Source organism: Cellvibrio japonicus Ueda107, from assembly GCF_000019225.1.
GTDB lineage: Bacteria > Pseudomonadota > Gammaproteobacteria > Pseudomonadales > Cellvibrionaceae > Cellvibrio > Cellvibrio japonicus.
Window position 1 is genome coordinate 55,007 of record NC_010995.1, and the last position, 25,350, is coordinate 80,356.

Consider the following 25,350-nt stretch of genomic DNA (forward strand, 5'->3'; position numbering starts at 1 on the left):
TATGGATAGCTTACAGGAAATCCTTTATACCCTGCGCCAGAATAAACTGCGCACCGCCTTGACGGCCTTCGGCGTTTTCTGGGGTATTTTTATGCTGGTGTTGCTGCTGGGCGCCGGACGCGGAATGCAAAACGGTATCTATGCCGATTTTGGTTCGGATGTGCTGGATTTTGTGGCGGTGTGGTCCGGTACCACATCCGTGGCTTATCAGGGGCGAGGGCTGGGTCGCCAGATTAGTTTAACCCTGGATGATGTCGAGGCGTTGCAGCGGCAAATCAAGGGCATCAGGGTCATTTCACCGGAAAGTATGCGCGGTGGTATTTCGGTTGTCTATGACACCAAAAGCGGTAACTTTCCTGTATACGGTGTACCGGACGATTACTTCAACGTAAAAGAATCGATTCCTTTCGAACAGGGTCGAAAAACCAACCAGCTGGATGAACAGCAAATCCGCAAGGTAGTAACCCTGGGGCGGACAGTATCCGAGCGTTTATTTGGACCGGGCGTTAGCCCGGTCGGCAAAACGGTGCGGATTAATGATGTGGCCATGACGGTTGTCGGTGTGTTTTATGACAAAGGCAATCGCGGTCGCGATTCAGAGCGTGTCTATATTCCTGCGTCCACCTTCCAGAAACTATTTGGCTCCGGTCATTTTATCGGCTCTATCTGGCTGCGTCCGCAAGCCGGGGTCGACAGTTTTGCCTTCGAACAACAAGTGGTTGAATTACTCAAGCGCCGCCACCAGGTGTCACCTGATGATCGCCGCGCAATTCGCTCATTCAACATGGCAGAGCCGGCGGCGCGGGTAAATGGGCTTTTTATCGGCATCAACGGATTTATCTGGTTTGTGGGGTTGGGGACCCTGATGGCAGGTATTGTGGGCGTGAGCAATATCATGATTATCACCGTCAAGGAGCGCACCCGCGAGATTGGCATTCGCAAGGCCTTGGGGGCAACGCCTTTCAGTATTATCAGCACGCTGCTGTTTGAGTCGATTATGGTGACCGGTATTGCCGGTTATGCCGGATTGGTAGTGGGCGTTGGATTAATTGAATTGATTGCCTATGGCCTCAACAGTGTCGGGGCACAGATGCCTTTTTTCAAAAATCCGGAAATTGATTTCCAGGTCGCTTTTACGGCGGTGGTATTGCTGGTGATCGTGGGGGCTCTGGCAGGGCTGATGCCAGCCTTGCGTGCTGCGAAAATTATGCCGATTGAAGCCATGCGAGCGGATTGATCATGATTATCGATACTCAGAAATGGCAGGAGATTTTTACCACACTCGGCCAGCATAAATTGCGTACAGCGCTCACCGCATTTGGTGTCTTTTGGGGCATTTTTATGCTCACAGTATTGCTCGGTGCGGGTAAGGGATTGGAAAACGGTATCGAAGATGGGTTTCCCCGTGTGCCTAATATTGTGTGGCTCTGGGTGCAGGGAACAACCCAGGTTGCTTATAAGGGTATGCCACTGGGGCGGCAAATTACTCTGAAACCGGAAGATGTCACGGCGATTGAACAGAATGTGCCGAGTGTAGGTTACATCCGCGGCCAGAACTCCGTAGGTATCTGGAGTGGCTCGCCACCCTATACAACCTACAAGGATAAAAATGGCACCTTCTATGTGCAGGGCACCCATGCAGGCATGGACAATATCCATTCGCTGAAAATCGTTGAAGGCCGCAGTGTTAATGACATAGATGACCGCGAAAAGCGCAAGGTCGCCATCATAGGTACGGCGGTAAGGAATCAATTATTCAATGCCGATGAAAATCCCATTGGCAAGGATATTACGATTTCGGGCATCAGCTTTATGGTGATTGGCGTTTTCAAATCCCTGGCCAGCGGTGACGAGCAACAGGAACAGGAAAAAATCTATATCCCCAACGATACCCTGCGCTATGCCTTTAACCAGGTTGGCTGGATTGGCAGTTTTATTGTGATACCCAAACCGGGATTGCATGCGCGTATTGCCGAGCAGGATGTCAAGCGTTACCTGTCCGAGGTTAAACATGTCTCGCCCGATGATTATGGCGTATTCGGCAGTTTTAACCTGCAAAACGAGTACGACAAAATCCAGGGATTATTTGGCGGTATTGCGGCATTCAGTTGGCTGGTGGCTATAGGAACCATCATGGCCGGTGCAATTGGTGTCGGTAATATTATGCTTATTGTGGTGAAAGAGCGCACCCGCGAAATTGGTTTGCGCAAAGCCCTGGGCGCAACACCATCGTCAATTACCGGAATGATTGTGCAGGAATCCATTTTTATTACCACAGTAGCTGGCTACATGGGGTTGGTCATTGGCGTCTTATTGCTGGAAGGCATCGGCAAGCTGCTGGATGCAGCGGGTGGCCAGGCAGGATTTTTTGGCAAGCCGGAAGTGGATTTTGCCACCGCCCTGAGTGCGTTGGTCGTGCTGGTTGTTTCCGGTTTGCTGGCGTCGCTGCTACCCGCTGCCAAAGCGGCCAGTGTTAATCCCATTGTCGCCCTGCAAGATGAATAACCCCTGTTCCCTAACTAATAATCTATCCTCTGTTACAGAAAGAAGGACACCATGAAAAAGTTTATCGGATTTGCCATCCTGGGTTTGATTGCGGTTGTGTTTATCGGCACGGCTGTATTCCTGTACAACAAATCCCAGGCTAAACCGGTTGTCTATGAGTCGGACGCCACCTTTAAAAGTACCATCATTAAAAAGACAGTGGCGGTGGGTAAAGTGATTCCACGCCGCGAAGTGGAAATTAAATCCCAGGTATCCGGTGTGGTTGAGCAACTTTATGTTGTCGCTGGCCAGACAGTGAAAAAAGGCGAGATCATTGCCAAGATTACCCTGGCTCCCAATATGATCCAGCTCAACCAGGCCGAGTCCCAACTGGAACAGGCCCGGATCAATTTGCAAAACGCTACAACCGAGTTCGAGCGCCAGAAAAAACTCTTTACCCAAAAACTGGTTTCACAATCCGAGTACAACAAATTCCTGTTGCAATACGATTTGCAGCGTGAAGCCGTAACGGCAGCAGAGAACAATGTGCTCTTGCTTAAACAGGGCGCAACCAAAAAATCGGACAAGGTGTCCAACCTGATTCCGGCAACAGTGACCGGTATGGTGCTGGATCTGCCCTATAAGGAAGGTGCGTTTATTGTAGAAACCAGCTCCTTTGGCGCGGGTACAACCATTGCCACCCTGGCCGACATGAACGATATGATTTTTGAAGGTATGGTGGATGAATCAGAAGTGGGCAAAATCCGCGAGGGGATGGAGCTTGTGTTGGATGTGGGCGCCCTGGAAGGCGATCCTTTTACTGCCAAACTCGAATATATTTCACCCAAGGGCGTGACCGATCAGGGAACTATTAAATTCCAGATCCGTGCGGCAGTGACGCTCAATGATCGTTTATTTTTACGTGCCAACTACAGCGCGAATGCGGATATAGTGCTGGACAAGCGCGAGAATGTGCTGGCGATTAATGAAGGTAATCTGAGCGTGGAAGAGAAGGGACATTTTGTGGAAATCGAAACAGGTCCACAGAAGTTTGAAAAGCGCGCGGTGAAAACCGGCTTGTCAGACGGTATCAACATCGAGATCGTGGAAGGCTTGAAAGAGGGTGACAAGATCAAGCGACGCTAATCCAGGGTTTGAAATCGTGTGGGCCACAGCAGCTATCCTGTTGTGGCCCACAAAAATCACTAGCGTTTAGTTGCCACCACTTTAGCGCTCAGATAATAAATGGTGGTGGTGGCCTCAAAACCGGAATCTGTGCCAAATAGAATCCACACTGAACCGTCGGTAGCAGAATAGGCAGAAAAACTGCCTTTGGTATTGCGCAAGGTTTTTTTCAGGTAGCTATCATTATTGACTTCACAGTCGCGGCTATTGGCAAAATCCCCTAACACTATGGCATCGCTGCCACCAATACTTTGGTTGCCCTTGTCGATATTCATCAGGTACCAGCCGCTGCCATTATTTTCTGCCTTGGGTTCGGTTTTGCTGGCACCGGCCTTAAGGGTGACTCCTTCACCTGGCGCACCGCCAACACCCAGGCAACCTTTCTTGGCATTGCTGCCAATATTGAGTTCAAATTCAAAATCGTAACGGGTATTGGGCTCCAGGCCGTGAACCCGCTTGGTGATAAACATAAACAGATCATCGCTGTGGTTATTGCCGCTGATGCGAAAACCCTTACGATTGGTTCCCAACTCACTGGGCAGCATGGTATGGCTGGCGCTGAGTTCGTAAAAGGTTTCCTGCCCGACCGGGTAATCGGCAAAGCCGGATTTCCAGTCGTTGATGCCCTGGTTGAAATCGATTTCCAGGGTTTTGGTATTCGGGTCCGGGTTGACGATGACATCGCTGCCGCAACCGGTCAGGATGAAGAGCGTGGTCAGGGTTGTTATCAGGGCTTTCATAAAGGCTCCTTGTGATCAGTAGTATCCACACCGGGGTGTAGTGGTGGCATAGATGCTAGGCTGATATTCCCCGAACCTTCTGTCAGTGATTTGAAAGCCATTGTAATTATTTGTAGGCTGAGCCGGGCGACTACAAAAGATTACAACGCCATAGGCTATTTACTGGTACAAGTATGTTGAGTCATCCTGTTTGCCTTATCGGTTACCTATTCTTATCCCTGTTGAAATCACCACCATGAGCCGCCTGTTGCGATTTTCCTCTTCCCTTCCGGCATTGCTGGCGCTGGTATTGTTGCAGCCTGCCATGGCGGCATCGGACTGCGTGCCGGACGAGGAAGCCTGTGTAGAAGTCGGGCGCTGGCAGTTGGGCTTGGGAATTGGTTTGGGGGTGCGCACCAATCCCTTGGAAGATGGCGATGATATTCCGCTGGTGTTACTACCGATGGTGAGTTATACCGGCGAGCGCTTCTTTATCGATAACCTGGATTTTGGCTATACCCTGTGGGAAAGCGATACACAGCAACTGAATTTGCTGCTGACGCCCAGCTATGACCAGGTGTTTTTCGAACGTTGGGACCCGGTCAATTTTGTCCTCGAATCCCCGGGACTTGGTACAGCATTGAATGGTGGCGGCAAGAATTCGTCTGACCCGAAAGAGCCTTACCCGCTTATCGATCCCGGTGTGAGCGGTTCCGGCGATTTTGAAGGGCCGGAAAGTCTGCAGCGAAAATTGCCAAAGCGCCATATGTCTGGCCTGGCTGGACTGGAGTACCATTTTCGCCTGGGAGGTTATGGCCTGCACCTGCATTGGCTAAAGGATGTCACTGATATCCACCAGGGGGAAGAGCGGCGCCTGGCCCTTAGCCGTGCGTGGCAGGCAGGCAACCATGACCTCGCCCTGTCGGCTGGTGCGGTCTGGCAAGATGCAACGCTCACCAACTACTACTATGGTGTTCCCCAGGGCGATGCCTATTGGGCCTCCTACGAGGCAGGTAATGCCCTGTCTACCCAAGTGCGTTTTGATTGGAATTACCGGCTCAGCAAACACTGGGATTTGCGTGCATTGCTTAGCTATCGTCGCTTGCCTGAAGAGATTACCGCTAGCCCATTGGTACGCTCGGATAAGGTGGTGACGGCCTTTATCGGAGGGGTATACCATTTTTGAGGGATGCGTTTGCCACAAGGCCATCAGAATAAGCTCGTTATGGATACTCGCCAGCACTCCTCTTCTCACTCCAGCGTGGGCGGATGTTCCCTTGCTGGAGTTTTCTATCAAGCCGCGTCTGTGCGTGCTAAGCGCTGGTGAAGAAGTCTGCCGCGACACTCTGGAGGTGCGGTGGAGCGCAGATCGCGCCCGTTCGCTCTGTCTGTATCGCGCAGACGATGATCAACCGCTACGCTGTTGGGAGCAGGCCACCAAAGGCAGTTTCAATTTCGAGTTATCTGCCCGCGCTACCACCCGTTTCCAGTTGCGTGAACAGGGTGCGGGTGAGCCCTTGGGCCAGCAGGATTTTCGTGTGGTCCATGAAGAGCGCAAGTACCGCCATCCCCGGCGCAACCCCTGGAGTTTCTTCTGACCTTTTCCAGACAGGTTTTCCCTTATGCTGCATCGCAATATTCTCCTGGTTGAAGACGATCGTCGCCTGGCGCAGCTGGTCAGTGACTTCCTGACCGCGAACGATTTCCGCGTCGACGTGGAAGAAAACGGCAACCGCGTCCTGCGCCAGGTACAAAATCTCAACCCGTCCCTGGTGATCCTTGACCTGATGTTGCCGGGCAAAGATGGCCTGACCCTGTGCAAGGAGCTTCGCCCCCAGTACAAGGGGCCCATCCTGATGCTGACCGCGCGCGATTCGGACCTGGATCAGGTACTGGGGCTTGAATACGGCGCCGATGATTACGTCATCAAGCCAGCAGAGCCCCGGGTTTTATTGGCGCGTATCCGGGCATTGCTGCGACGTTATTACCAGAGCGATGAAAACACCCTGGCCAATATCAACTTTGGACAACTGCACATCCAGCCATCCCTGCGCAAAGTCACCCTGGCGACAGAGGAAGTTCACCTGTCCAGCCATGAATTTGATTTGCTGCTCACGTTAGCGGCTTCGGCGGGCAATATTCTCAGCCGGGACTTCCTGTTCCAGCAGATTTACAACCGCGAATACGATGGATTGGACAGGACCATCGATGTGCGTATTTCCCAACTGCGCAAAAAGCTCCAGGACGATCCCAATAACCCAACCAGGATCAAAACCATCTGGGGCAAGGGGTACCTGTTTATCGCTGATGCCTGGAATTAGGGCAGGGCAATGAATAGGGCTTTTGTCTCCCTCTACCTGTTTATCGTGGCATCGGTCATTGGATTAGGTTGGGCGTTGAATCAACTCTGGGAGGGCCTGGTACCCGAGGCCAGTGTCAGTGCAGAGGTAAAAGGGCTTTTTATCAGCCTGGAACAAAGCCTGGTAGGGGGCGTGCCGCTCACCCATGTGCAGGCGGCCATGGCACAGCAGGGGGTGGAGTTGCAGCTGATACCCCTGGATGAACTGGCTAATTCGGCGGCGTTGGAGCAATTACAAGCCGGTGGGATTATCAGCGCAAGCGACAGTGAACAGTTCCATTACTACAAACTGGGTGCGGATGGCCACCAGGTTATCCTCCTCAGCCTGCCGCCATTGGCGGGACAGGGGGAACTGGTTTACCGTGTGCTGTTATGTGTTTTTTATGCAGGCCTGGCGCTGGCGATTTTTCTGTGGGTGTGGCCGCTCTCGCGCGATGCCCGAAAACTGGAAGCGCAAACCCGGATGCTGGGGCCGGATGGACTACCTGAAGACCTGCGCATAGCCCCTGCATCTACGCTCTATCCCCTGGCCAGGGCGTTTAACCAGATGGCGCGACGACTGCGCGACCTGCTTGCCTCCCACCGTGAAATGACCAATGCCGTCTCCCACGAGCTGCGCACGCCTCTGGCGCGGATGAAATTCGCCCTGGCGATGCTGGAATCCCAACCCCTTGATGAAAAAAGCCAGCGCCAATGCCGCAACATTGCTACCGATGTAGCCGAGATGGAATCCCTGATCAGCACATTATTGATGTACGCCGGGTTTGAGCGTTACAGCCAGCAATTGCAAATATCCACCGGGCAGATGAGTGACCTGCTCGAAGAATTGAAACAGCGCTTTGCCCACAACAACCAGCGCCAGCTCACACTGGAATTGATCTATACCGGTATGGACCAATACTGCCAATGTGAATGGAAACTCATTGAAACCGCGCTGCAAAATGCCATAGGCAATGCAAGCCGCTATGCGCGCTCGCGTATACGGATTGAATGGCAGCCTGGTACTACCCACAATTGCCTCGCTATTGAAGACGATGGGCCGGGGATTCCTGAACAGGAGCGGGCACGGGTTTTCGGTTCATTTGTACGCCTCTACGAAGGCCAGGTTGCGCCCGGAGAAAACACCAGTGGTTTTGGCCTGGGCCTGGCGATTATCCAGCGAGTCCTTGAGTGGCACGGCGGACATGCCATCTTCACCGAACCCGGGCATTTGGGCGGAGCCCGATTGGAGTTACATTGGCCTCGCCCAGAGAGCACATCCTTATAAAAGTGTTTCTTATGGAAACACTTTAGTTGTGGCAGTTGATTCAACCTGCATCAAATGTTGAAAAAATGTTCAGAATTTGGTCACATTAACCCAGTGAACTAGTCAGTGATATGCGATAAGTGTAGTATCCCTCGGCTATCAACCCTGTCCATGCAACCGTGACGGCACAGAACTGCTAATTAAGCAATTTCTGAAAAAACCACTACTATGATTAAAAAACGCGACCAAGAGCGCGTCTGAGCTCATGCTCTCCCTGCAAAAGAATTTGCAATATAACGATAAATTGGCAATGTAATTTCTATCTCGGTTAATACCAAAGTCACCACTGATTTTGGTGGTGGCCCTTAAGCGTTCTGGATTCAGAGTGTGCGAAAAGGCCACGAGATAATGGTAATAGCAATCAACAATAACGCCTTTTGCGGGCGTCGTTCTCCTTTCGCTGCGCATTGTGCGACAGCGTTTTCGCTATTGGTTTCTCTCTCGTTTTTGCCCCGCAACTCATTGCCGGCAGTATGCCGGTCTTTGGTCATTTTTTCGCCCGGTCACCTGCTGCGACTGGCGCGAGCTTACAACCCATTTACCAACAATAAGCTTTCATGATGTAACGAGGGGAATCCCATGCATAAAAAACGTTTGCTACCACTCTGTATTGCTCTCGCGGCCAGTGGCCACTTGTATGCGCAGGAGACAGATACTAGAGAAGTCGTCGAAGAAATTACTGTGACTGGTGTGCGTCAGGCTGAGCTTAATGCACGTGAGGCAGAGCGCGGCAAAAGTATTTTTAGTTCTGTGATCTCTCAAGATGATGCCGGTAACTTTGCCGACCAAAACGTTGCGGAGTCGCTTCAGCGACTTCCAGGGATTACCCTGCAAAAATCGGAAGGCGAAGGTAGATTCATTTCTGTTCGTGGTCTTGGTCCAGGTTTTGTTTCAGTACAACAAAACGGATCAGAATTAGCATCAGCCGGCTCAGATGATCGTGCTTTTGCACTTGATGCAATTCCTGCTGATTTGCTAGGTGCTATTGAGGTATTCAAATCTTTAACTCCAGATATGGATTTGAACTCCATCGGTGGTGCTGTCAACGTAAAAACAGTATCAGCATTTGATCGTAAGAAAGATTCATTTCGTGTAACTGTACAGGACTATTATCAGGATTACATGGAAGAGCATTCACCAAAAGTTTCCATGCAGGGAACGCATTTATTTTTGGATAACACGATTGGTTTGGGGTATTCACTTTCTTGGGAAGAGAGAAAGACAGCAAATTATGAAATGCTTCACCATGAAACAACCGATATGCGGTATGTACAAGAAAATATAACTGGGGTTGAAACACCAGACCCTACGGATCTGGACAGTTATATGTTGATTCCCTTTGAATTTCAAAATCGCCAGGAAATAGCTGAGCGTGAGCGTACTGCTGCATCCATTGATTTAGGCTGGAAACCAACGGACTCCGGTGAATATTACTTGCGTAGTAGCTATACCAAATTTACAGATAATGATTTGGCGTGGCGTGAATATTATCGTTTTGGTCAAGCTGGTCCAGGCGATATTGCTTATTTAGATCGTGATACCAATACTTTTGGTATGGTTGATACTGATATCCAGCAACAGATGTTTATCCAGTATGGGGAATCTGAAACATCATCTGCATCGGTGGGTGGTAAACATGAATTTGAATTTAACAGTGGTCGACTGATCATTGATGGCGACATTAGCTGGTCTGATAGTACCTATGACAAACCTGATGGAAAGCGTGTTCAATTTCGTGTACGCGATGTGCCTGTTATTGGTCGTGCAGGAAAAGAATTTATTGTGGGGCAGGCCATTTCTGCTGATGCGCTAGCCGAATTAGCAGGCACTACAACCACTGGTTGGACGGATATTGGTGGTTATTCAGGTGCTGGCATTAACTTAGCTGCATTTAGCTTTGATAACTTATTTTTAGAAGCTTCCAGTCGTGCGGATGAGTTGCAATCCTATGGGATGAATTTTAAATTTGAAATAGATGAAGGCTTTGTCAGTTATTGGAAAGCTGGTTTTAATTATAAAGAACGTACTCGTGACCGTAATCAGGACAGATGGTCTATTGTTCCAAGAGATGAATCTCAACATTGTCCTCAGACGGAGGATTTTGCTATATGCCAAGATGTAGCAAGAAACACAAACCTTTCACGTGTCGAAACAGCAGAAGTTGATCACCCATCTTTTGTGTATCCTGCAATTACATTGAATGGTGCTAATCAGTTAATTGACACTGTTCGTGCTATTGCTACAGAAGGTAATCAATCTGGTTTGGAAAGTATCTACCGCGACTATAATATGTCTGAAGATTCTTTTGCGGCATATTTTATGGGTGAATTTCGTTTGGCGGATAATCAATGGTTAATTGCTGGTGCTCGTTGGGATGAAACGAAATTTTCTTCGACAGGATTTTTAGCAATTAATAACGATAACTTCTCTTTAGGAAATGATGAAACGGTAAAAGTAGATTATTCAATTCCTTTAGATAGCCAAGCAAATAAATACGACAATGTGTTGCCAAGTTTGCATTATCGTTGGGAGCCTCGCGAAGATGTTTTAGTTCGTTCATCTATATGGACAAGTTTCACTCGCCCTTCATATGATCAAGCTCGGGCTTTTGCAAATATAGAAAGTAACTTCGAGCTTTGTAATCCTGTTACTAATGTATGTAGCACTACACCTGATGCGAATACAGGCATCCCCTTATCTGAATTTACCTTGGGGCCAAATAATACCTTACGCTTAGGTAACCCTAATTTAGTTGCTATGACGTCAGTTAACTATGATGCGTCAGTGAGTTGGTATATTGACGAAAACATATTTTTACAGGCCGCGTTTTTCTACAAAGATATTGATGATTATATTGTGGAAGTTCGTGGTGCTCGTGCAGCATTAGATGAGTTGCCCGTACGTTTGCCTGTTGACCAAGTTGATGCGTTTATTATTCCTTCAGATCTGGAATTAAATAATGTTAGTTGGACAGCTAATGGGGATCGTGCCAAGGTTTACGGCGCAGAGTTTTCCTATAATCACAATTTTGATAATGGATTATTTTTGCATAATAACTTAACTGTTATGTCTAGCGCTGCCTATGCAGGTGATTCTATTCGAGCAGGAAAAACCCAGTTGCCAGAACAAGCAGATACAACCTTTAATACAACGGTTGGTTGGGAAAATGATGTTGTATCAGTTCGCTTAATTGGTAATTACGTTAGTGATATCTTGAAAAGAATTGGTTCCTGTCCAGCAGGATCAGAGGGTTATTTAATTGTACAAGCCGGTGATGACCGCTCACCATGTAATAAGTGGGCTGACGTTTATCAGGATGATACTTTTAGCCTGGACTTTAAAGCGACATGGCAAGTTAATAAAAATATTAAAATTTATTTCGATGCAATGAACATTACCGATGAGTATATGACTCAATATTACGAAGGTAACCAATATTCTGGTGGTAACGTAATGTATAAATCAGAAGTATATGGTCGTTCGTTCCAAATAGGCTTGAATTACAAATTTTTGTAATCATAAAAATGATCACATCGAAATTTAAAAAGCATTCAAGGTAAAAAAACATGAAAAATATTAATTTGTTCACAATAGCTTTTTTAGGGGCAGGCTTAGTTGCTTGTGGTGGCGGTGACGGTGGCCCTAAAAAACCGGATATATGCCAAGAGCTGAATCAGGAAAAATGTAATGAAATTGTTATCCCGGAAAGCTCATCGTCTGCATCTAGTGAGTATGTCGAAGTAACGCCTTCAAATAATTTATTGCCCATTATAGAAAGTTTCAATGTAGATAATGCATCTTCATTTTTTTCAGAATCATATAAGTCATTGGTAACAATTAATCCGGAAGATCCCAATAATGCATTGTTTTATGCCACATCCGGCTTGAGTGAGGGCCGCATTGCTGTTGAGAATGGAAAGCTGACAATTGGGAATGCACGTTTTACCATTGGCCAAACATTAAATACGACAGGGACACATTTAAACCCTACTAATACCTACAGTGATTATAAAGTAGGTACAACAGCAGCAGCAGATGCAACCTTCCCAATGACCGATAGTTGGGGTGATTTGGATTTACGAAATAATTGGAAAATTTCGTTTTGTGTCGTAGAGCGTGAAGAGCTGGCAGGAAGTACTGGAAATCAGTCTTTTTATGTGATGCTGGATAATAATCAGTCAACAATAGCTCCATCTACATCCATTCATGGTGATCGATCAAGTGTTTTTCAGGCGCGAGTCAGTAGTTTTGCTGTGGGAAAGCGTGTTGAAATTAATATTCCAGGAGAAGCACGAAGCAACGGTGTGCTGATTAGCTCAACTTCACGCATTGGATTGGAAAAATCATTTTTACAATTCCGTGTGCCTAGTGCAGGCATTCTTACGATGAGTCAATTGTGGATTGGCTATCAGTCAGATACATCTACAGAGCCTACAAATGCAACATGTGCAGCGGGTGAGCGTGTATCAACTTATTTGAAGCCATTACCTCCTGTTGCTCCTGCAGAAGTTACTCTTCAACCCGGTGCTGGCCAATTACGTGTGACCTGGAGTGATTCCGCACGTGCGACTAGCTATGATCTAGCTTATGGTTTAACTGAAAACTTGGAAGAAGCAACTACAGTTACTGGATTATCGCAAACGCCATACACCATCACGGGTTTAGAAAATGGAACTACCTATTACGTATGGGTACGTGCTGCTAATGCGACTGGAGCATCTGATTGGTCAGCGCCATTTACTGGCATTCCCGAAGTACCAGCTGTAGCACCGGAAACCCCAACCGGTTTGACCGTGTACGGTGATAATCAGCGTGCAGTGGTATTTTGGGAAGCTACTGAAGGTACAGAAAGCTATAGCCTTGCACTCAACACTATGAACGATACCGGCACTGCTGAGGTGACCACAGGTATTACCGATACTTATAAGCTTTTGACGGGTTTGGTTAACAACACGCCTTACTATGTGTTTGTTAAAGCGGGTAACGCTGTAGGTGATAGTGAATACACCAGTGCACAGGTAGTAACGCCTTCTGCATCACCTTACATCTATCAAGCCAATCTTGCTGTTAGTAAGGATTTTTTCTTTGGTACTAATGGCCCAGCATTACAAACTTTAGGTGTGGATAGTGAAGTACCGATGCACTTCGTTGCAGGTGGTAATGCCGGTATTACCTTGGAAGAGGGTGGTATACGTCTAGCTAATGGTGGTCGTTTCACTATTGGCCAAGTGGTAGTACCTAATGATGAAGGTGTTTTGACTCAAACTAATACTACAGCGAGTGATACTAGTGTAAATGGTGTGCTGGATCTGAGTGGATATTACAAAATTGTAATCAATGTTGTTAGCGCGCCTGATAATGCTGGTTTATTCCAGGTTTACCTGGATAACAACACAACGAGTGGCGGTAGCTCAATTCATCAGACAACAGCTGCATCACGTTTAATTAACAGAACAGCCAGTACTATCGCTGACGGTGAAGAAATTGTTTATGAAATGAGCGCTAACCGTCGTGGTACATCTACGTCATTTATTCAATTACGTGTAGATAGTGCCTTAGGTGCGGAAGGTATTCTGATCAGCGGTATCCGTATAGAGGAAATTGATCCACCTGCGGCAAGTTCTAGCAGCGAAGCCAGCAGCTCGGTAGAGTCCAGCTCTAGCAGTTCTTCGGTCGCCTCAAGTGAATCCAGTGTCGCTTCTTCAAGCGAAACCAGCTCGTCCTCATCCAGCTCAGAGGCTTCATCAGAAGCCTCTAGCGAGAGTAGCTCATCCAGTAGCGAACTAAATGGTGGTACATCTTCTGAGTCGTCCAGTTCGTCAAGTGTTGCTGCTTCGGCTTTATTAACAGAAGCATTTACTGCGGCGGATACAGCGACTTTCTTTAGTGCCGACTATAAGGCTATGCCTGCAGATGCAGGTAAAGCACTCTATAGAGCATTGGCTGGTGAAAGTAGAATCACATTAAGTGATGGCCAACTAAGCTTGAATAACGCGCGTTTCTCTATCGGTGATTTGAGTGAAGGTGTAGCGACAACGGGCAGTGCCCAACCGAATGGTGCATTCGACTTGTCTCAACCATACCGTATCAAATTCACTATTTTGGCAGCTACCGGAACTGGTAATTTCCAAGTATATGTGGATAACAACACCACAAGTGCAGGTAATTCAATACATACCACTACCGAAAGCACAACAGTGTCGCGTTTGTTGCAGGTGTCGCCTTCGTCAATAACGAGCTTTCCTTACGATGTTGTGATTGAATCGAGTGTTGGTACACCGAACTCGTTCTTCCAGATTCGTGCGGATAGTAATATTACCAATCTGGTGATCGATAACTTGGTTATCGAATATCAATAAAGATGTTTTAAACCGATGAAAATAGGCCGGGATTAATCCCGGCTTATTTTTCATTAAAAACAATAATCCGATTAATAATAACAGAGAGTAAAAGCCATGAAGTTACAAATAGCAGTAACAGGGGTGATTGCCGCTTTGATATTAGCTGGATGTGGTGGCTCAAGCAGTGGCTCATCCAAAACATCTAGCAGCAGCTCCAGTGTAAACAGCTCGGTAGTGTCTAGTTCGGTATCCAGTACTTCATCAAGTGTTGAGCAATCTTCATCTTCGGTTAGTGAAGTTAGTTCCTCCAGTGAATCAAGTAGCGAAGTCTCCTCCAGTGAGGTCAGCGAATCTTCAGTCTCTAGCGACAGTAGCAGCGAAGAGTCATCTTCCAGCGAATCAAGTTCATCCAGCTCCGCTGCGGCGTTGAGCGGGTGTGCAGCAACTACCGGCCTATATTTCTGTGATGATTTCGCAGCAAATAACAGCGATAACTGGGATGCCTTGCCAAGCACGATTAATAGTTTGGCGCCCAACGGTGAATTCAGTGTTGAAGATGACAACGGTAATTACATTTGGCGTTATACGGCTGCGAGTACAGGTGGTGTTATTGCCTTGATAAAGCCTGATGCGTTTAGCAGTGTTACTTCAGCAGATTATTATGTAGAAGCAAAGATCCGTCCGCGTGCTAATAGTACGACCAGTAACAAGCAAATTTATTTATTGGCACGTTATGTGGACGGTAACAATTGGTATGCGGGTGCACTTAATGTGCAAAACGCGACTACCAGTACCCAGGTAGAAATTGCGCGCATGGTGAGTGGTACGCTCAGTCGACCAGTGCAAGTTAAAAAGCCTATTGAACAAGGTACAGCGGACGAATTTGATGGCGTTTGGTATACCTTGCGCTTTGAAGTGCTGGGAGACAAGTTGACAGTTTATCTGGATGGCGAAACTATCGGCAGCACGACAGATGCCAACTTTACGCAACCTGGGCTTATTGGTTTTTGGACGGCTAATAAATCATTCGATATTGATGATATTAAAGTTGGCAACGCTACTGACAAGCCTGCCTCCCTTTTGCTCTCGCCCAGTGCTATTACCTATGCAGCTGAAGCAGGTGATGCAGCGCGAGTGATTACCGTTAACGCCAAAACGGATGCGGGGACTGCTGACGATTTCACGGTTGAATCTTCTGATCCTGCGGTTGTGAGTGTAGTAACTAATGGAACTGAGGTGAGCCTGACCCCGGTAGGAGAGGGTAGTGCTACCATCGTATTTACCAGTAGTTCGGGTTTAGTGCGCAGCATTACGGCCACTATTGCGCCACAGTTTGTTATGCCAACGGCAACCTACAGTTTTACCAATCAATTGGTGCCAGCTGCGGGGGAAACCGATGCTTACGAAGATCTTACACTTAAATTGACCTTTGATTCTGTGCCTGCGCTCGGTAGCAGTGGCAGCATTCGCATTTTCAAAGCCAGTGATGATACCCAGGTTGACAAGATTGCTCTGGTTGATGAAAAAGATGCGATTGGTTTTGGAACCCTGCGTAGCCTGAATACTCGCCCTGTTCGTATTAGTGGCAATACGGCCAGTATTTCACTGCATGCGAACAAACTGGAGCCTAATACAACCTATTATGTTGCTGTCAGTGAAGCGGTGTTTAGTGGTGCTACCCTGGCGGGACAGTCCTTTACCGGTATTGGTAAAAATGCTAACTGGAGTTTCACAACCCGTGCAGCAAAACCGGCTGCAGGCTTAACGACGATTATCGTTGATGATGCAGGTTCAACAGCCGATTTCCGCTCAGTACAAGGTGCACTGAACTACGCTATGGAACATGTTGCTCTGGCCGATGCAGTCACTATTGAGGTGAAGGATGGTATTTATGAAGAGCCACTGTACCTGCGCAATAAAAACAATGTGACCATTCGCGGTGAAAGTCGTGAGGGAACAATTATCCAGTACCCCAATAATGAGCTGCTGAATTCCGGCTCTACCGGGCGCGCACTGTTCCTGGTGGAATCTGCGGATATGCTCAGCCTGGAAAACCTTACCCTGAAAAATACAACCTTGATTGGTGCTGGTGGCCAGGCAGAAACTATCTATTTCAACAGCACTACCGGTCGTCTGATTGCCAAAAATGCCAACTTTATCAGCGAACAAGATACCTTGTTATTGAAAGGTTGGACCTGGTTCTACAACACCCTGGTAGCGGGTAACGTTGATTTCATCTGGGGTTACAGTAAGGCGTCATTGTTTGAGAAAAGTGAAATCCGTTCACTGGGCCGCTCCACGGGAAATACAAATGGCGGTTATGTGCTGCAAGCACGTGTTGAGTCAGCAACCGACAAAGGTTTTGTGTTCCTCAACTCCAGTGTGACTGCCGGCGCAGGTCCAACCGGTGAAACACCGGTAGATGGCAGCCACTATCTGGCGCGCAGTCCCGGCGGCACAACAACCTACGATAATATTGTATTTGTCAATACCAGAATGGGATCACACGTTAATGCCAAGGGTTGGGCTGGTGGCGGTGTAAATTCCCAACCCATCGCCAATCCTGCAACAGGTACGGTGACAACAGGCTGGCGTGAATACAACACCATGGATTTGAATGGCAATCCGTTGGATATGAGTGGCCGTGAGTTTGTATATCAATTGAATGCAGGTGAAGTGGCTGGCTATTGCAGCCGTGCACAGGTGTTCTCTGCCTATAACAGCGGCGCCGGTTGGGACCCAATGCCGGAAGACACGAGTGACTGTATAGATGTGGATGGTACGGGTGGCGCTTCCAGCAGTTCATCAGCCGCCAGCTCTGAGGCCTCAAGTGAGTCCAGCATTGCATCATCCAGTAGCTCCAACTCAGAGGCTTCATCCGAAGCCTCCAGCGAAAGCAGCTCATCTGTCAGCAGTGAATCCGGTGGTGGAACCTCGGAGTCGTCCAGTTCAAGCAGTACCGGTCTTAGTATTAATTGGTCACCGACTTACGAAGATTTTGCTGCTGTAGTTGCGGCCCAGCCTGCAGCGGGCAGTAATGCCAATTTCAATGCTAATGCATCCGCTTTTGCTATTGGTAATTTCAATTTTTATTCCTCTGGTGCGGGTAGCTTGCGTTTGCACCTGACAGCGGATAGCAGTGCTTATGCTATTAACTATAATGGTTCTTCATTGCGTACAGAACCCACCAAATTTGTGGAGGGTAGTAGTGGCCAAGTAAACCCAACCCAATTGACAGGTGCAGGTGGAGTATCACGTTATGTGTCTTATCCTGTGGTATCTAGTAGCGATGCGTTGACCTTTACTGTGACCTATACCAATGGGAGCGCAGATTACGATGTAGTTAATAATCAGAATGGTTGTTTGAATGGCCAAATAGCCATAGTTGATCAAACAGGTAAAGCATGGAAGGTAGCATCTTCTTGCGGTAATACTACTCCTTCAACTATTACTGCCACGATTAGTGATCCTAATGTCACCGAGTTGTATGTTTTGATGAGCCGCAACGGTGATGGTGGTGGTGGTATTCGTATTTGGAATATCCAGGTAACTCGATAATATATATAAGAAAACGATCGGCAAATGCCGGTCGTTTTCTTATAAAGTCCGAGAATAAATCATTCCAAGATAGGCTTGCTGTAAACCTGCACTCACTAGTTAGAAGCTCTGAATAACAGAACTATGGGTACGATGGATAGCAAAATATGTGTTGATAAGTAACACACCGGAAAAATATAGTCACGTAAACGGTTACTGGTCAACTTGTGACTTGATTAAACATTGAAAAAAATAAACAATTCCCGCTAATAAAAACTCCGTGCATTAAGGGATACAACAAACAAGCCCAAGGGCTTGATGCATAAGAATAAAGGCTGGACAAGCCAACACTATCGGCATTGGTTGCGGTTATCGAAGTATTAAAATAACCCTAGAGATGTAACCAATGAAAATTTATCCCTTATTGACTGCGGGGCTAGTCTGTAGCCTGGTAGCCTGTGGCGGTGGCTCGTCCGGCTCCGGTAACCAATCCTCCAGTGTCGTTTCTTCCAGTGTTGTATCTGTTGCCTCAAGTCAACCATCATCTGTAGTGGTTTCCAGCTCCTCCAGTGTGATTGTTGAGCCATCATCCAGCTCACAAAGCAGTGACGTTGTCTCTTCTGTTGAGTCCTCATCCAGCGAGAGCTCTGTGGCAGAATCCAGTGAAAGTTCTGTCGCTGAGTCCAGCGAATCTTCCCAAGGGGGTACAGAGTCCAGTGCCTCTTCCGAAAGCAGCAGTGAAGCATCCTCCAGTGTGGCCGAATCATCTGTTTCCAGTAGTGAGCAATCTTCGGCTGAAAGCAGTGAATCCTCTTCCAGTGAAACCAGTTCAGAGGCCTCATCATCCGCTGAAGCACTTAACTGGAATGTGTACAGCGCGGACTACCATCCAGCCACTAATGGCTCCGTTACCCTGGCTGGTGGTGAAATAGCTGAATTTACTGCGGGTGGTAATGGCGATTACTTCGTTGATCAATTCGATGGCACCGTAGTTCTGGATACCAGTAGTGTCGGCACTGATACGACCAGTGCAACCTTCTATAACGTGGTGAATGCAGAAGGTGTTTATCCCAAGTACTTCACCTTGGTTGCCGGCGTAAAAGGCAATGCGGACAGCTTGCGTGTATTGGAGCTGGAAGTGGCCATGGCCGATGAGGCTCAAATCGGTAGCCGCCTCAAAGCCATCTTGCGTAATGATGGCAGTAACAAAGGCGTTCAACTGGAGACTGCCAACAATGGCAGCAGTGTAAACAGCTATAACGTCAACGATATGGACAAGTTTGCCATCTACCAGATTGCCATTACCCTGACCAGCTCTACTAACGGCAGTGTCAATGTGTATCGTAATGGCGTATTGATGCCTGGCTTATCGCTGGATAACGTCACTATGCGTGCTACCAGCGCGGCGAGTGATAACTTTGTTCGCTTTGGTGAAGTCAGTGGCAGTGCAGCCTATAAATCCACTGTCGATTGGGTAATCTGGACTAACCAGGCGGCTTACAGTCCTTTGGCGTTGGATGGCCTGCTGCCTGCCGGTCTGGGCTGTGTTTATGGTTACGGCAGCTCCGATCAATTGGAAACTTGTGAAAATCCACCTGTATCTGGCGGCAGCAGCTCATCCAGTGGCGGTGCTAACTCCTCCGCAGCCAGCAGCATTGACCATGGAACCGCAGAAATCCGTCCGGCAAAAATAGAAGGGTTTGCTGCCTATGCCAATGTGACCGGTGGTGCAGGTGGTCCGGTTATCACGGTAACAACCGGTACGGAATTAAACGCAGCCCTGTGCGGCGTGCGCAATGGCAACAGGACTGCACCCGTGATCATTATGGTGGATGGAACTATCAACCATTCCAATACCACCTCCCAGGGTTGTGATACCCAAAATGATGTGATTGAAATCAAAAATACCAGCAATATTTCCATTATCGGTGTGGGCACCAATGCCTTGTTTGATGAGATTGGTATCCATGTGCGTAGTGCCTCCAACATTATCATCCAGAATGTGCACATCCGTAACGTGAAGAAGAGTGGTTCGCCAACGTCTAACGGCGGCGATGCTATCGGCATGGAAACCAACGTGGATCGCGTGTGGATCGACCACAACTGGCTTGAAGCATCCGGTGGTGAAAAAGATGGTTATGATTCCTTGTTGGATATGAAGGCGGGTGTAACCAACGTAACCGTGTCCTACAACATATTCAATGACTCCAGTCGCGCGGGTCTGATCGGTTCCAGCGATAGTGACAACAAAAACAACAATATTACGTTCCACCATAATTGGTATCGTAATATTGAACAGCGCACGCCGTTGATTCGTCACTCACTGGTGCATATCTATAACAACTATTGGTCTACTGAAAATCGTAGTGCCATGATTCATGGCATCAATTCGCGTATGAATGCCAAGGCACTGGTAGAAAGTAATTATTTCTACAATGTGAATAACCCCCTGTTGGCCAGTAATGATTCCAAAGTGGCTGGCTGCTGGCAGACCAATAACGACAACACGCTGGTTAATCACATCTATTCGCGCAGTGTTACTAATGGTGCCCTGGTTATTCCGGAAATTATTGATGGCCAGATGCAGTCTACGTGTGAAGTAACGGTTCCCTATACCGTAGACATGGATCCTGCAGTGAATGTGCCGGCCATCGTAATGACCAATGCAGGTGTGGGAATTATTTCAACGGAAGTCGGTAGCTCAAGCTCCAGTTCGTCTTCATCGTCCGTTAGCAGCCAAACATCCAGCTCTGGTACATCATCCAGTTCACCGTCAGCGGGAACAGGTGTGTTGGTGAATGAAGAGTTTGGTGTAGATAAAGCCACACTGTTCAGTGCGACTTATAAAGCTATCTCTACTGACTCCAGTGCAGCCCTCTATTTTGTAACAGGGGGCAATTCGGGTATTACGGTAGTCAACGACCAGCTGTCGATAGTAGGTGGTCGTTTCACCATTGGTCATCGTCCACCACGTACTGCTACTACAGCCAGTGACCTGAGCGCCAACGGTGATTTTGATTTAACCAGTCCATATCGCATTAGCTTTACCGTTGTTTCAGCGTCAGGTGCAGGTAAAGTACAGGTGTATGTGGATAACAATACTACTAGCCAGGGCAATTCCCTGCACAGTAATGATTCCAAAGTTTATGAAGTCGTCGCTAATACGCTAACTGCTGGACAGGTAGTGGAAATCACGCCGTCATCAATAGGAACATCTACATCATTTATTGCAATTCGTGCTGAAAGCTCAGCAACAATTGTGATTGATGACTTGAAGTTGGAATATATTGATTAGTAGTAAATCAGTTAAAAAATGCCCGGAACAATTCCGGGCATTTTGGTTTATATAAAAATAAAGCTGGTGTTAAACCAGAAGATGATAAATCGGCAAGCCATTCGGTAGCAGTCAGTTTTCAGATGTAACAATAACAATTAAATCGATTTATCAGGAAAACCAACATGAAAATTTCAATTATCTTTGCACTTATGCTAAGTGTATTGATGGTAGGCTGTGGCGGATCAGGGTCATCTCTGGATCCTCTCTATCCGCCGAAAGTAAGCTCGTCTGCCATCAGTTCTACCCCGGTTAGCAGTACGCCAGTCTCCAGTATCTCATCCAGTGCGACTGTTAGTAGTACGTCCAGCAGCACACCGGTTGAGGCAAGCAGTTCTTTTCAAAGTGAGATTTCGTCCAGTTCTGAAAGTAGCAGCTCTGAAAGCAGTGTAGAGAGCAGCGCCGAATCCAGTTCCAGCGAAACATCCAGCGATGCCTCCAGCAGCGAATCCAGTAGCTCTGCTGCTAGTTCCAGTCTTGGTCCGATCCAGACGGGTGTCTTCCTGGATGCGGCAGTCAGCAACCTGGGTTATCGCACACAAAGCCTTGATGGTTCCACTAATGAGTTGGGTGAGTTCAATTATCGCGAAGGTGAGACGATTGTCTTCTTTATCGGTGAATTGGAATTTCCCGCCGTGCCTGTGGCAGACATTATCACTCCACTTGATTTAGCCAATACCGATAATCCCAATAATCCGGTTGTGATTAATATCGCCCGCCTGTTGCAGAGCCTCGATAGTGATGGTGATGCTGAAAACGGCATTAGTTTAAGTGAGGCCGCAATTAGTGCAGCGCGTATACTGGATTTTACCCTGGCACCGGAAATATTCGAACAACTGCCCGCGGTACAATCTTGGTTGCAAGAGTCAGGTGGTCCTAATCAATCATTGGTTAGCACTGAGCAGGCATTGGCACATTTGCAGGCAACATTGGATTTTATCTATGGCCCAGGGTCATCAAGCAGCAGTTCAGCAATTGCCAGCAGCGCATCCTCTTCCAGTAGTGTGGTTGAATCCAGTTCATCAGCAGAAAGTAGCCAGGTTCAATCTTCCAACTCCAGTGTTACCGGCGGTGAGCAAAGCTCTTCCAGTAGCCAGGAAACATCCAGCTCTGAGGCTTCATCAGAAGCGAGCAGTGAAATTGCGGTTAGTTCAGAGTCTTCGGTTACCAGTAGTGAAACTTCTACAAGTTCTGTTGAGTCATCCGTAGCGAACAGTGAAGCATCTTCAAGTGAGGAATCTTCTGCTACCAGTAGTGAGGAATCCTCAAGTTCTGCTGAATCATCTGTAGCAAGCAGTGAAGTATCATCCAGTGTGGAGTCTTCTGCTATCAGTAGCGAGGATTCTTCAAGCTCTGTTGAATCATCAGTGGCAAGCAGTGAGGCATCGTCCAGCGCAGAGTCTTCCAGCAGCTCGGAAGATGATGTGTGGCAAGGCAATGCTTATGATTTATTTGGTACCTCTACCTCTATTCCGCAAGGAGTTATTAATCTAAATACAGATAATGCGGTAACTATGACTGCTAAAGGTGGCAGCATTAATACAAGCAATCGTAAATTCTTCTTTGCTCATCAGCCGGTGAGCGGCGATTTTGTATTTAGTGCTCGCTTGGCGTCTGTGACTGTAGCTAATGAAGGTGCATTCACTGTGTTGGCAAACAACCAGTTCCGTTATGGCTTGTTGGCGGTGGAAAATCTTAATGCTGTGGCCAGTTATCCGGACTTGGGCCGATTTGCAGAAATAGGCATTTACACAGCAACAGCAGCGCCAACCTTTACCGGATCACGCGCCTACAAACTGGATGTGGGTGGTAGTACAACCCAAAGTCGCACCAATGGTACCTGGACAGTGGGTAACTATTTACGCATTGCCCGTACAGGTAATTCTATCCATTTATCTACGTCTGTTGATGGCGAGGCTTACACGGCTGTAAATACCAGTAGCCTGACTGATGCAAACAGTAATCCGATTGGTAGTGATTGGCACATTGGTTTTTATGCTGCATCAGGCGCTGATGAGTTAACGCTGGTTTTTGACAATATTTCATTGGAAACTGGCAGCACTGCATCCAGTAGCTCTTCCGATAGCTCTGCTCAATCATCCAGTAGCAGTGAAGTTGCCTCAAGCTCTAGTATCGCCTCTTCTGTGGAATCATCGAGCAGTTCAGTTGAATCTTCATCAAGCAGCAGTGTCGTTATCATAGGCTCCTCTTCCTCTGCCGGCAGCGAAACGTCTTCAAGTGCAGAATCCTCTGTCGCAAGCAGCGAGGGATCCTCAAGTACTGAATCTTCAGCAGTCAGCAGTGAAGCCTCTTCAAGTGTGGAATCTTCTGTCGCAAGCAGCGAGGAATCTTCAAGCGCTGAGTCTTCAGCGGTCAGCAGCGAAGTATCTTCAAGTGCAGAATCCTCTGTCGCAAGCAGCGAGGAATCCTCAAGCGCTGAATCTTCAGCAGTCAGCAGCGAAGTGTCTTCAAGTGTGGAATCCTCTGTCGCAAGCAGCGAGGAATCTTCAAGCGCTGAGTCTTCAGTGGTCAGCAGCGAAGCATCGTCAAGTGCAGAATCTTCTGTTGCAAGCAGCGCAGAGTCATCTGCAAGCAGTAGTGAAGAATCTTCAAGTTCTGAAGCATCTAGCAGTAGTTCTTCGGCGGGTATCGTAAATACCCTGCTACCGATATATGAAGACTTTGATAATGTGGTAGATGCAACCAGCTTTACAACGAACTACAAATTATTGGCAACTGACAACCAGATCTCTTTCTACCACAGGCTAAGTGGTGCTTTTGCCTTGGCAGGTGATGTGAACCAGGCACTGGTGTTATCACCGGTAAGGTTGTCATTGGGTAATACCACGCCTGCTGTTGAAACAACATCAAGCGATAGCGCAACAACAGGTGAGTTAGACTTGAGCGAACCCTACAGGATTTCATTCTGTGTACTGGATCGTAATAGCGCCGGTAATTTGCAGGTACAGATCGATAACAATACTACTGGTGGTGGTAACTCTATCCACTCTGGTAGTACGTCTCGCATTTACAGCCAGTCTATATCTGGGTTAACAGTGGGCCAACGAGTCACTATTAATTCTTCGCTAGGTACACCAACATCGTTTGTAACGCTGCGTGTAGATGGCGGCGGCTCAGTCACCATTGATGATCTTTGGATTGGTTATCAGTCTGATACCAGCACTGAGCCTGCAGCGGAAACCTGTATTCCACCTGCACCGGTAGCACCTGCTGCACCACAAGTGACTGCTGGTGATGCCGAACTGTCTGTAACCTGGAGCGCCATTGCCGGCGCTACCGGTTACGAGCTGGTGTATAACACAATTGACACCATTGATGGTGCAACCGAATATGCTAATAACCCGGTTACAGGTACCAGTACAACGATTACCGGTTTAACTAATGACACAACTTATTATGTGTTTGTGCGTGCAGTTAATACTGGTGGCTTCAGTGATTACAGTGTGAGTGCGAGTGGTACACCCGTTATTTCATCTGGTGGTGGGGAAGAGGAACCATCGAACAGTGTTCTATTGCTAGAAGACTTTAACGGTGCAACATCGGCGACATTTTTCACTGTCGATTATAAAGCTTTGCCAGAAAACTCTTCATTACCTATGTATAGGGCTATATCAAATGGCTCTAATGCACAATTTTCAAATGATCAATTACGCATAGTTGGCAATACAATAATTACAATTGGTGCAGAAAACTCTACAAATACTACGAGTGGAGATATACCAGCAGGTATTTTTGATTTATCAAAACCATATAAGATTGTATTTGATGTAATTGAAAATGGTACAGGCTCAGGAAAAATACAAATACAGATTGATAACAATACAAGCAGTAGTGGGACATCTATTCATGGTGCCGGCAGTAGGATTTATGATGTGGCGGCTGCAAGTATAGTAGCTGGAACGGTTGAGATTAATAACCCAACTAAAACTGGAGGGGTTCCAGTGGGAACAACATCATCTCATATAAGTATTCGATCGGAGGGCGGTGCTAAAGTTGTAGTTATTGACAATTTTAGAGTTGAATATATTGAGTAATTAATAAATAAATATTAATAAAAATGCCCC

Annotated in this window: 13 protein-coding genes; 12 read left to right on the plus strand and 1 reads right to left on the minus strand. The window is 47.4% G+C overall.

All coding sequences use genetic code 11. The features are described from left to right. Nucleotide 1 precedes the first annotated feature (1 nt). Genes CJA_RS00145 through CJA_RS00155 form a run of 3 tightly spaced genes read left to right on the plus strand, consistent with a single transcriptional unit; the run spans nt 2 to nt 3,630 of the window. Nucleotides 2–1,237, plus strand: a complete 1,236-nt coding sequence (locus CJA_RS00145) for an ABC transporter permease (RefSeq protein WP_012485714.1) — start codon at nt 2–4, stop codon at nt 1,235–1,237. A 2-nt stretch (nt 1,238–1,239) separates the two neighbouring features. After that, nucleotides 1,240–2,505 carry an ABC transporter permease gene (locus CJA_RS00150; protein ID WP_041550775.1) on the plus strand — a complete coding sequence of 422 codons (1,266 nt, stop codon included), beginning with the start codon at nt 1,240–1,242 and terminating at the stop codon, nt 2,503–2,505. A gap of 51 nt (nt 2,506–2,556) precedes the next feature. Continuing rightward, on the plus strand, nt 2,557–3,630 hold the full coding sequence (locus CJA_RS00155) for an efflux RND transporter periplasmic adaptor subunit (protein ID WP_012485716.1): 1,074 nt from the start codon (nt 2,557–2,559) through the stop codon (nt 3,628–3,630). A 59-nt stretch (nt 3,631–3,689) separates the two neighbouring features. Here CJA_RS00155 and CJA_RS00160 read toward each other — a convergent pair whose 3' ends face one another. Continuing rightward, nucleotides 3,690–4,409, minus strand: a complete 720-nt coding sequence (locus CJA_RS00160) for a hypothetical protein (protein ID WP_012485717.1) — start codon at nt 4,407–4,409, stop codon at nt 3,690–3,692. A 235-nt stretch (nt 4,410–4,644) separates the two neighbouring features. Here CJA_RS00160 and CJA_RS00165 point away from each other — a divergent pair, with 235 nt between their 5' ends. From CJA_RS00165 to CJA_RS18460, 9 genes are all read left to right on the plus strand, one after another. Next, nucleotides 4,645–5,574, plus strand: coding sequence for a MipA/OmpV family protein (locus CJA_RS00165; protein WP_041550777.1), 930 nt, complete (start codon nt 4,645–4,647; stop codon nt 5,572–5,574). Nucleotides 5,575–5,665: 91 nt separating this feature from the next. Further along, on the plus strand, nt 5,666–5,986 hold the full coding sequence (locus tag CJA_RS00170; protein ID WP_012485720.1) for a DUF3019 domain-containing protein: 321 nt from the start codon (nt 5,666–5,668) through the stop codon (nt 5,984–5,986). 24 nt (nt 5,987–6,010) lie between these two features. Next, entirely contained in the window at nt 6,011–6,709 is a 699-nt protein-coding gene (locus tag CJA_RS00175; protein ID WP_012485721.1) for a response regulator, read from the plus strand. Nucleotides 6,710–6,718: 9 nt separating this feature from the next. After that, nucleotides 6,719–8,014, plus strand: a complete 1,296-nt coding sequence (locus CJA_RS00180) for an ATP-binding protein (protein WP_012485722.1) — start codon at nt 6,719–6,721, stop codon at nt 8,012–8,014. Between the two features lie 618 nt (nt 8,015–8,632). Then, nucleotides 8,633–11,569 (plus strand): TonB-dependent receptor, encoded by a 2,937-nt coding sequence (locus CJA_RS00185; protein WP_012485723.1) that lies wholly within the window; start codon nt 8,633–8,635, stop codon nt 11,567–11,569. 50 nt (nt 11,570–11,619) lie between these two features. Beyond that, on the plus strand, nt 11,620–14,412 hold the full coding sequence (locus CJA_RS00190) for a fibronectin type III domain-containing protein (RefSeq protein ID WP_012485724.1): 2,793 nt from the start codon (nt 11,620–11,622) through the stop codon (nt 14,410–14,412). A 96-nt stretch (nt 14,413–14,508) separates the two neighbouring features. Then, nucleotides 14,509–17,952 carry a pectinesterase family protein gene (locus CJA_RS00195; RefSeq protein WP_012485725.1) on the plus strand — a complete coding sequence of 1,148 codons (3,444 nt, stop codon included), beginning with the start codon at nt 14,509–14,511 and terminating at the stop codon, nt 17,950–17,952. 385 nt (nt 17,953–18,337) lie between these two features. After that, a complete protein-coding gene (locus CJA_RS18455; RefSeq protein WP_012485726.1) occupies nt 18,338–21,226 on the plus strand; it encodes a pectate lyase family protein in 2,889 nt (962 codons plus the stop codon). Nucleotides 21,227–21,390: 164 nt separating this feature from the next. Next, the gene (locus CJA_RS18460; protein WP_012485727.1) at nt 21,391–25,320 is read left to right on the plus strand and encodes a fibronectin type III domain-containing protein; all 3,930 of its coding nucleotides are present in this window, start codon (nt 21,391–21,393) and stop codon (nt 25,318–25,320) included. The last annotated feature ends 30 nt before the right edge of the window (nt 25,321–25,350 follow it).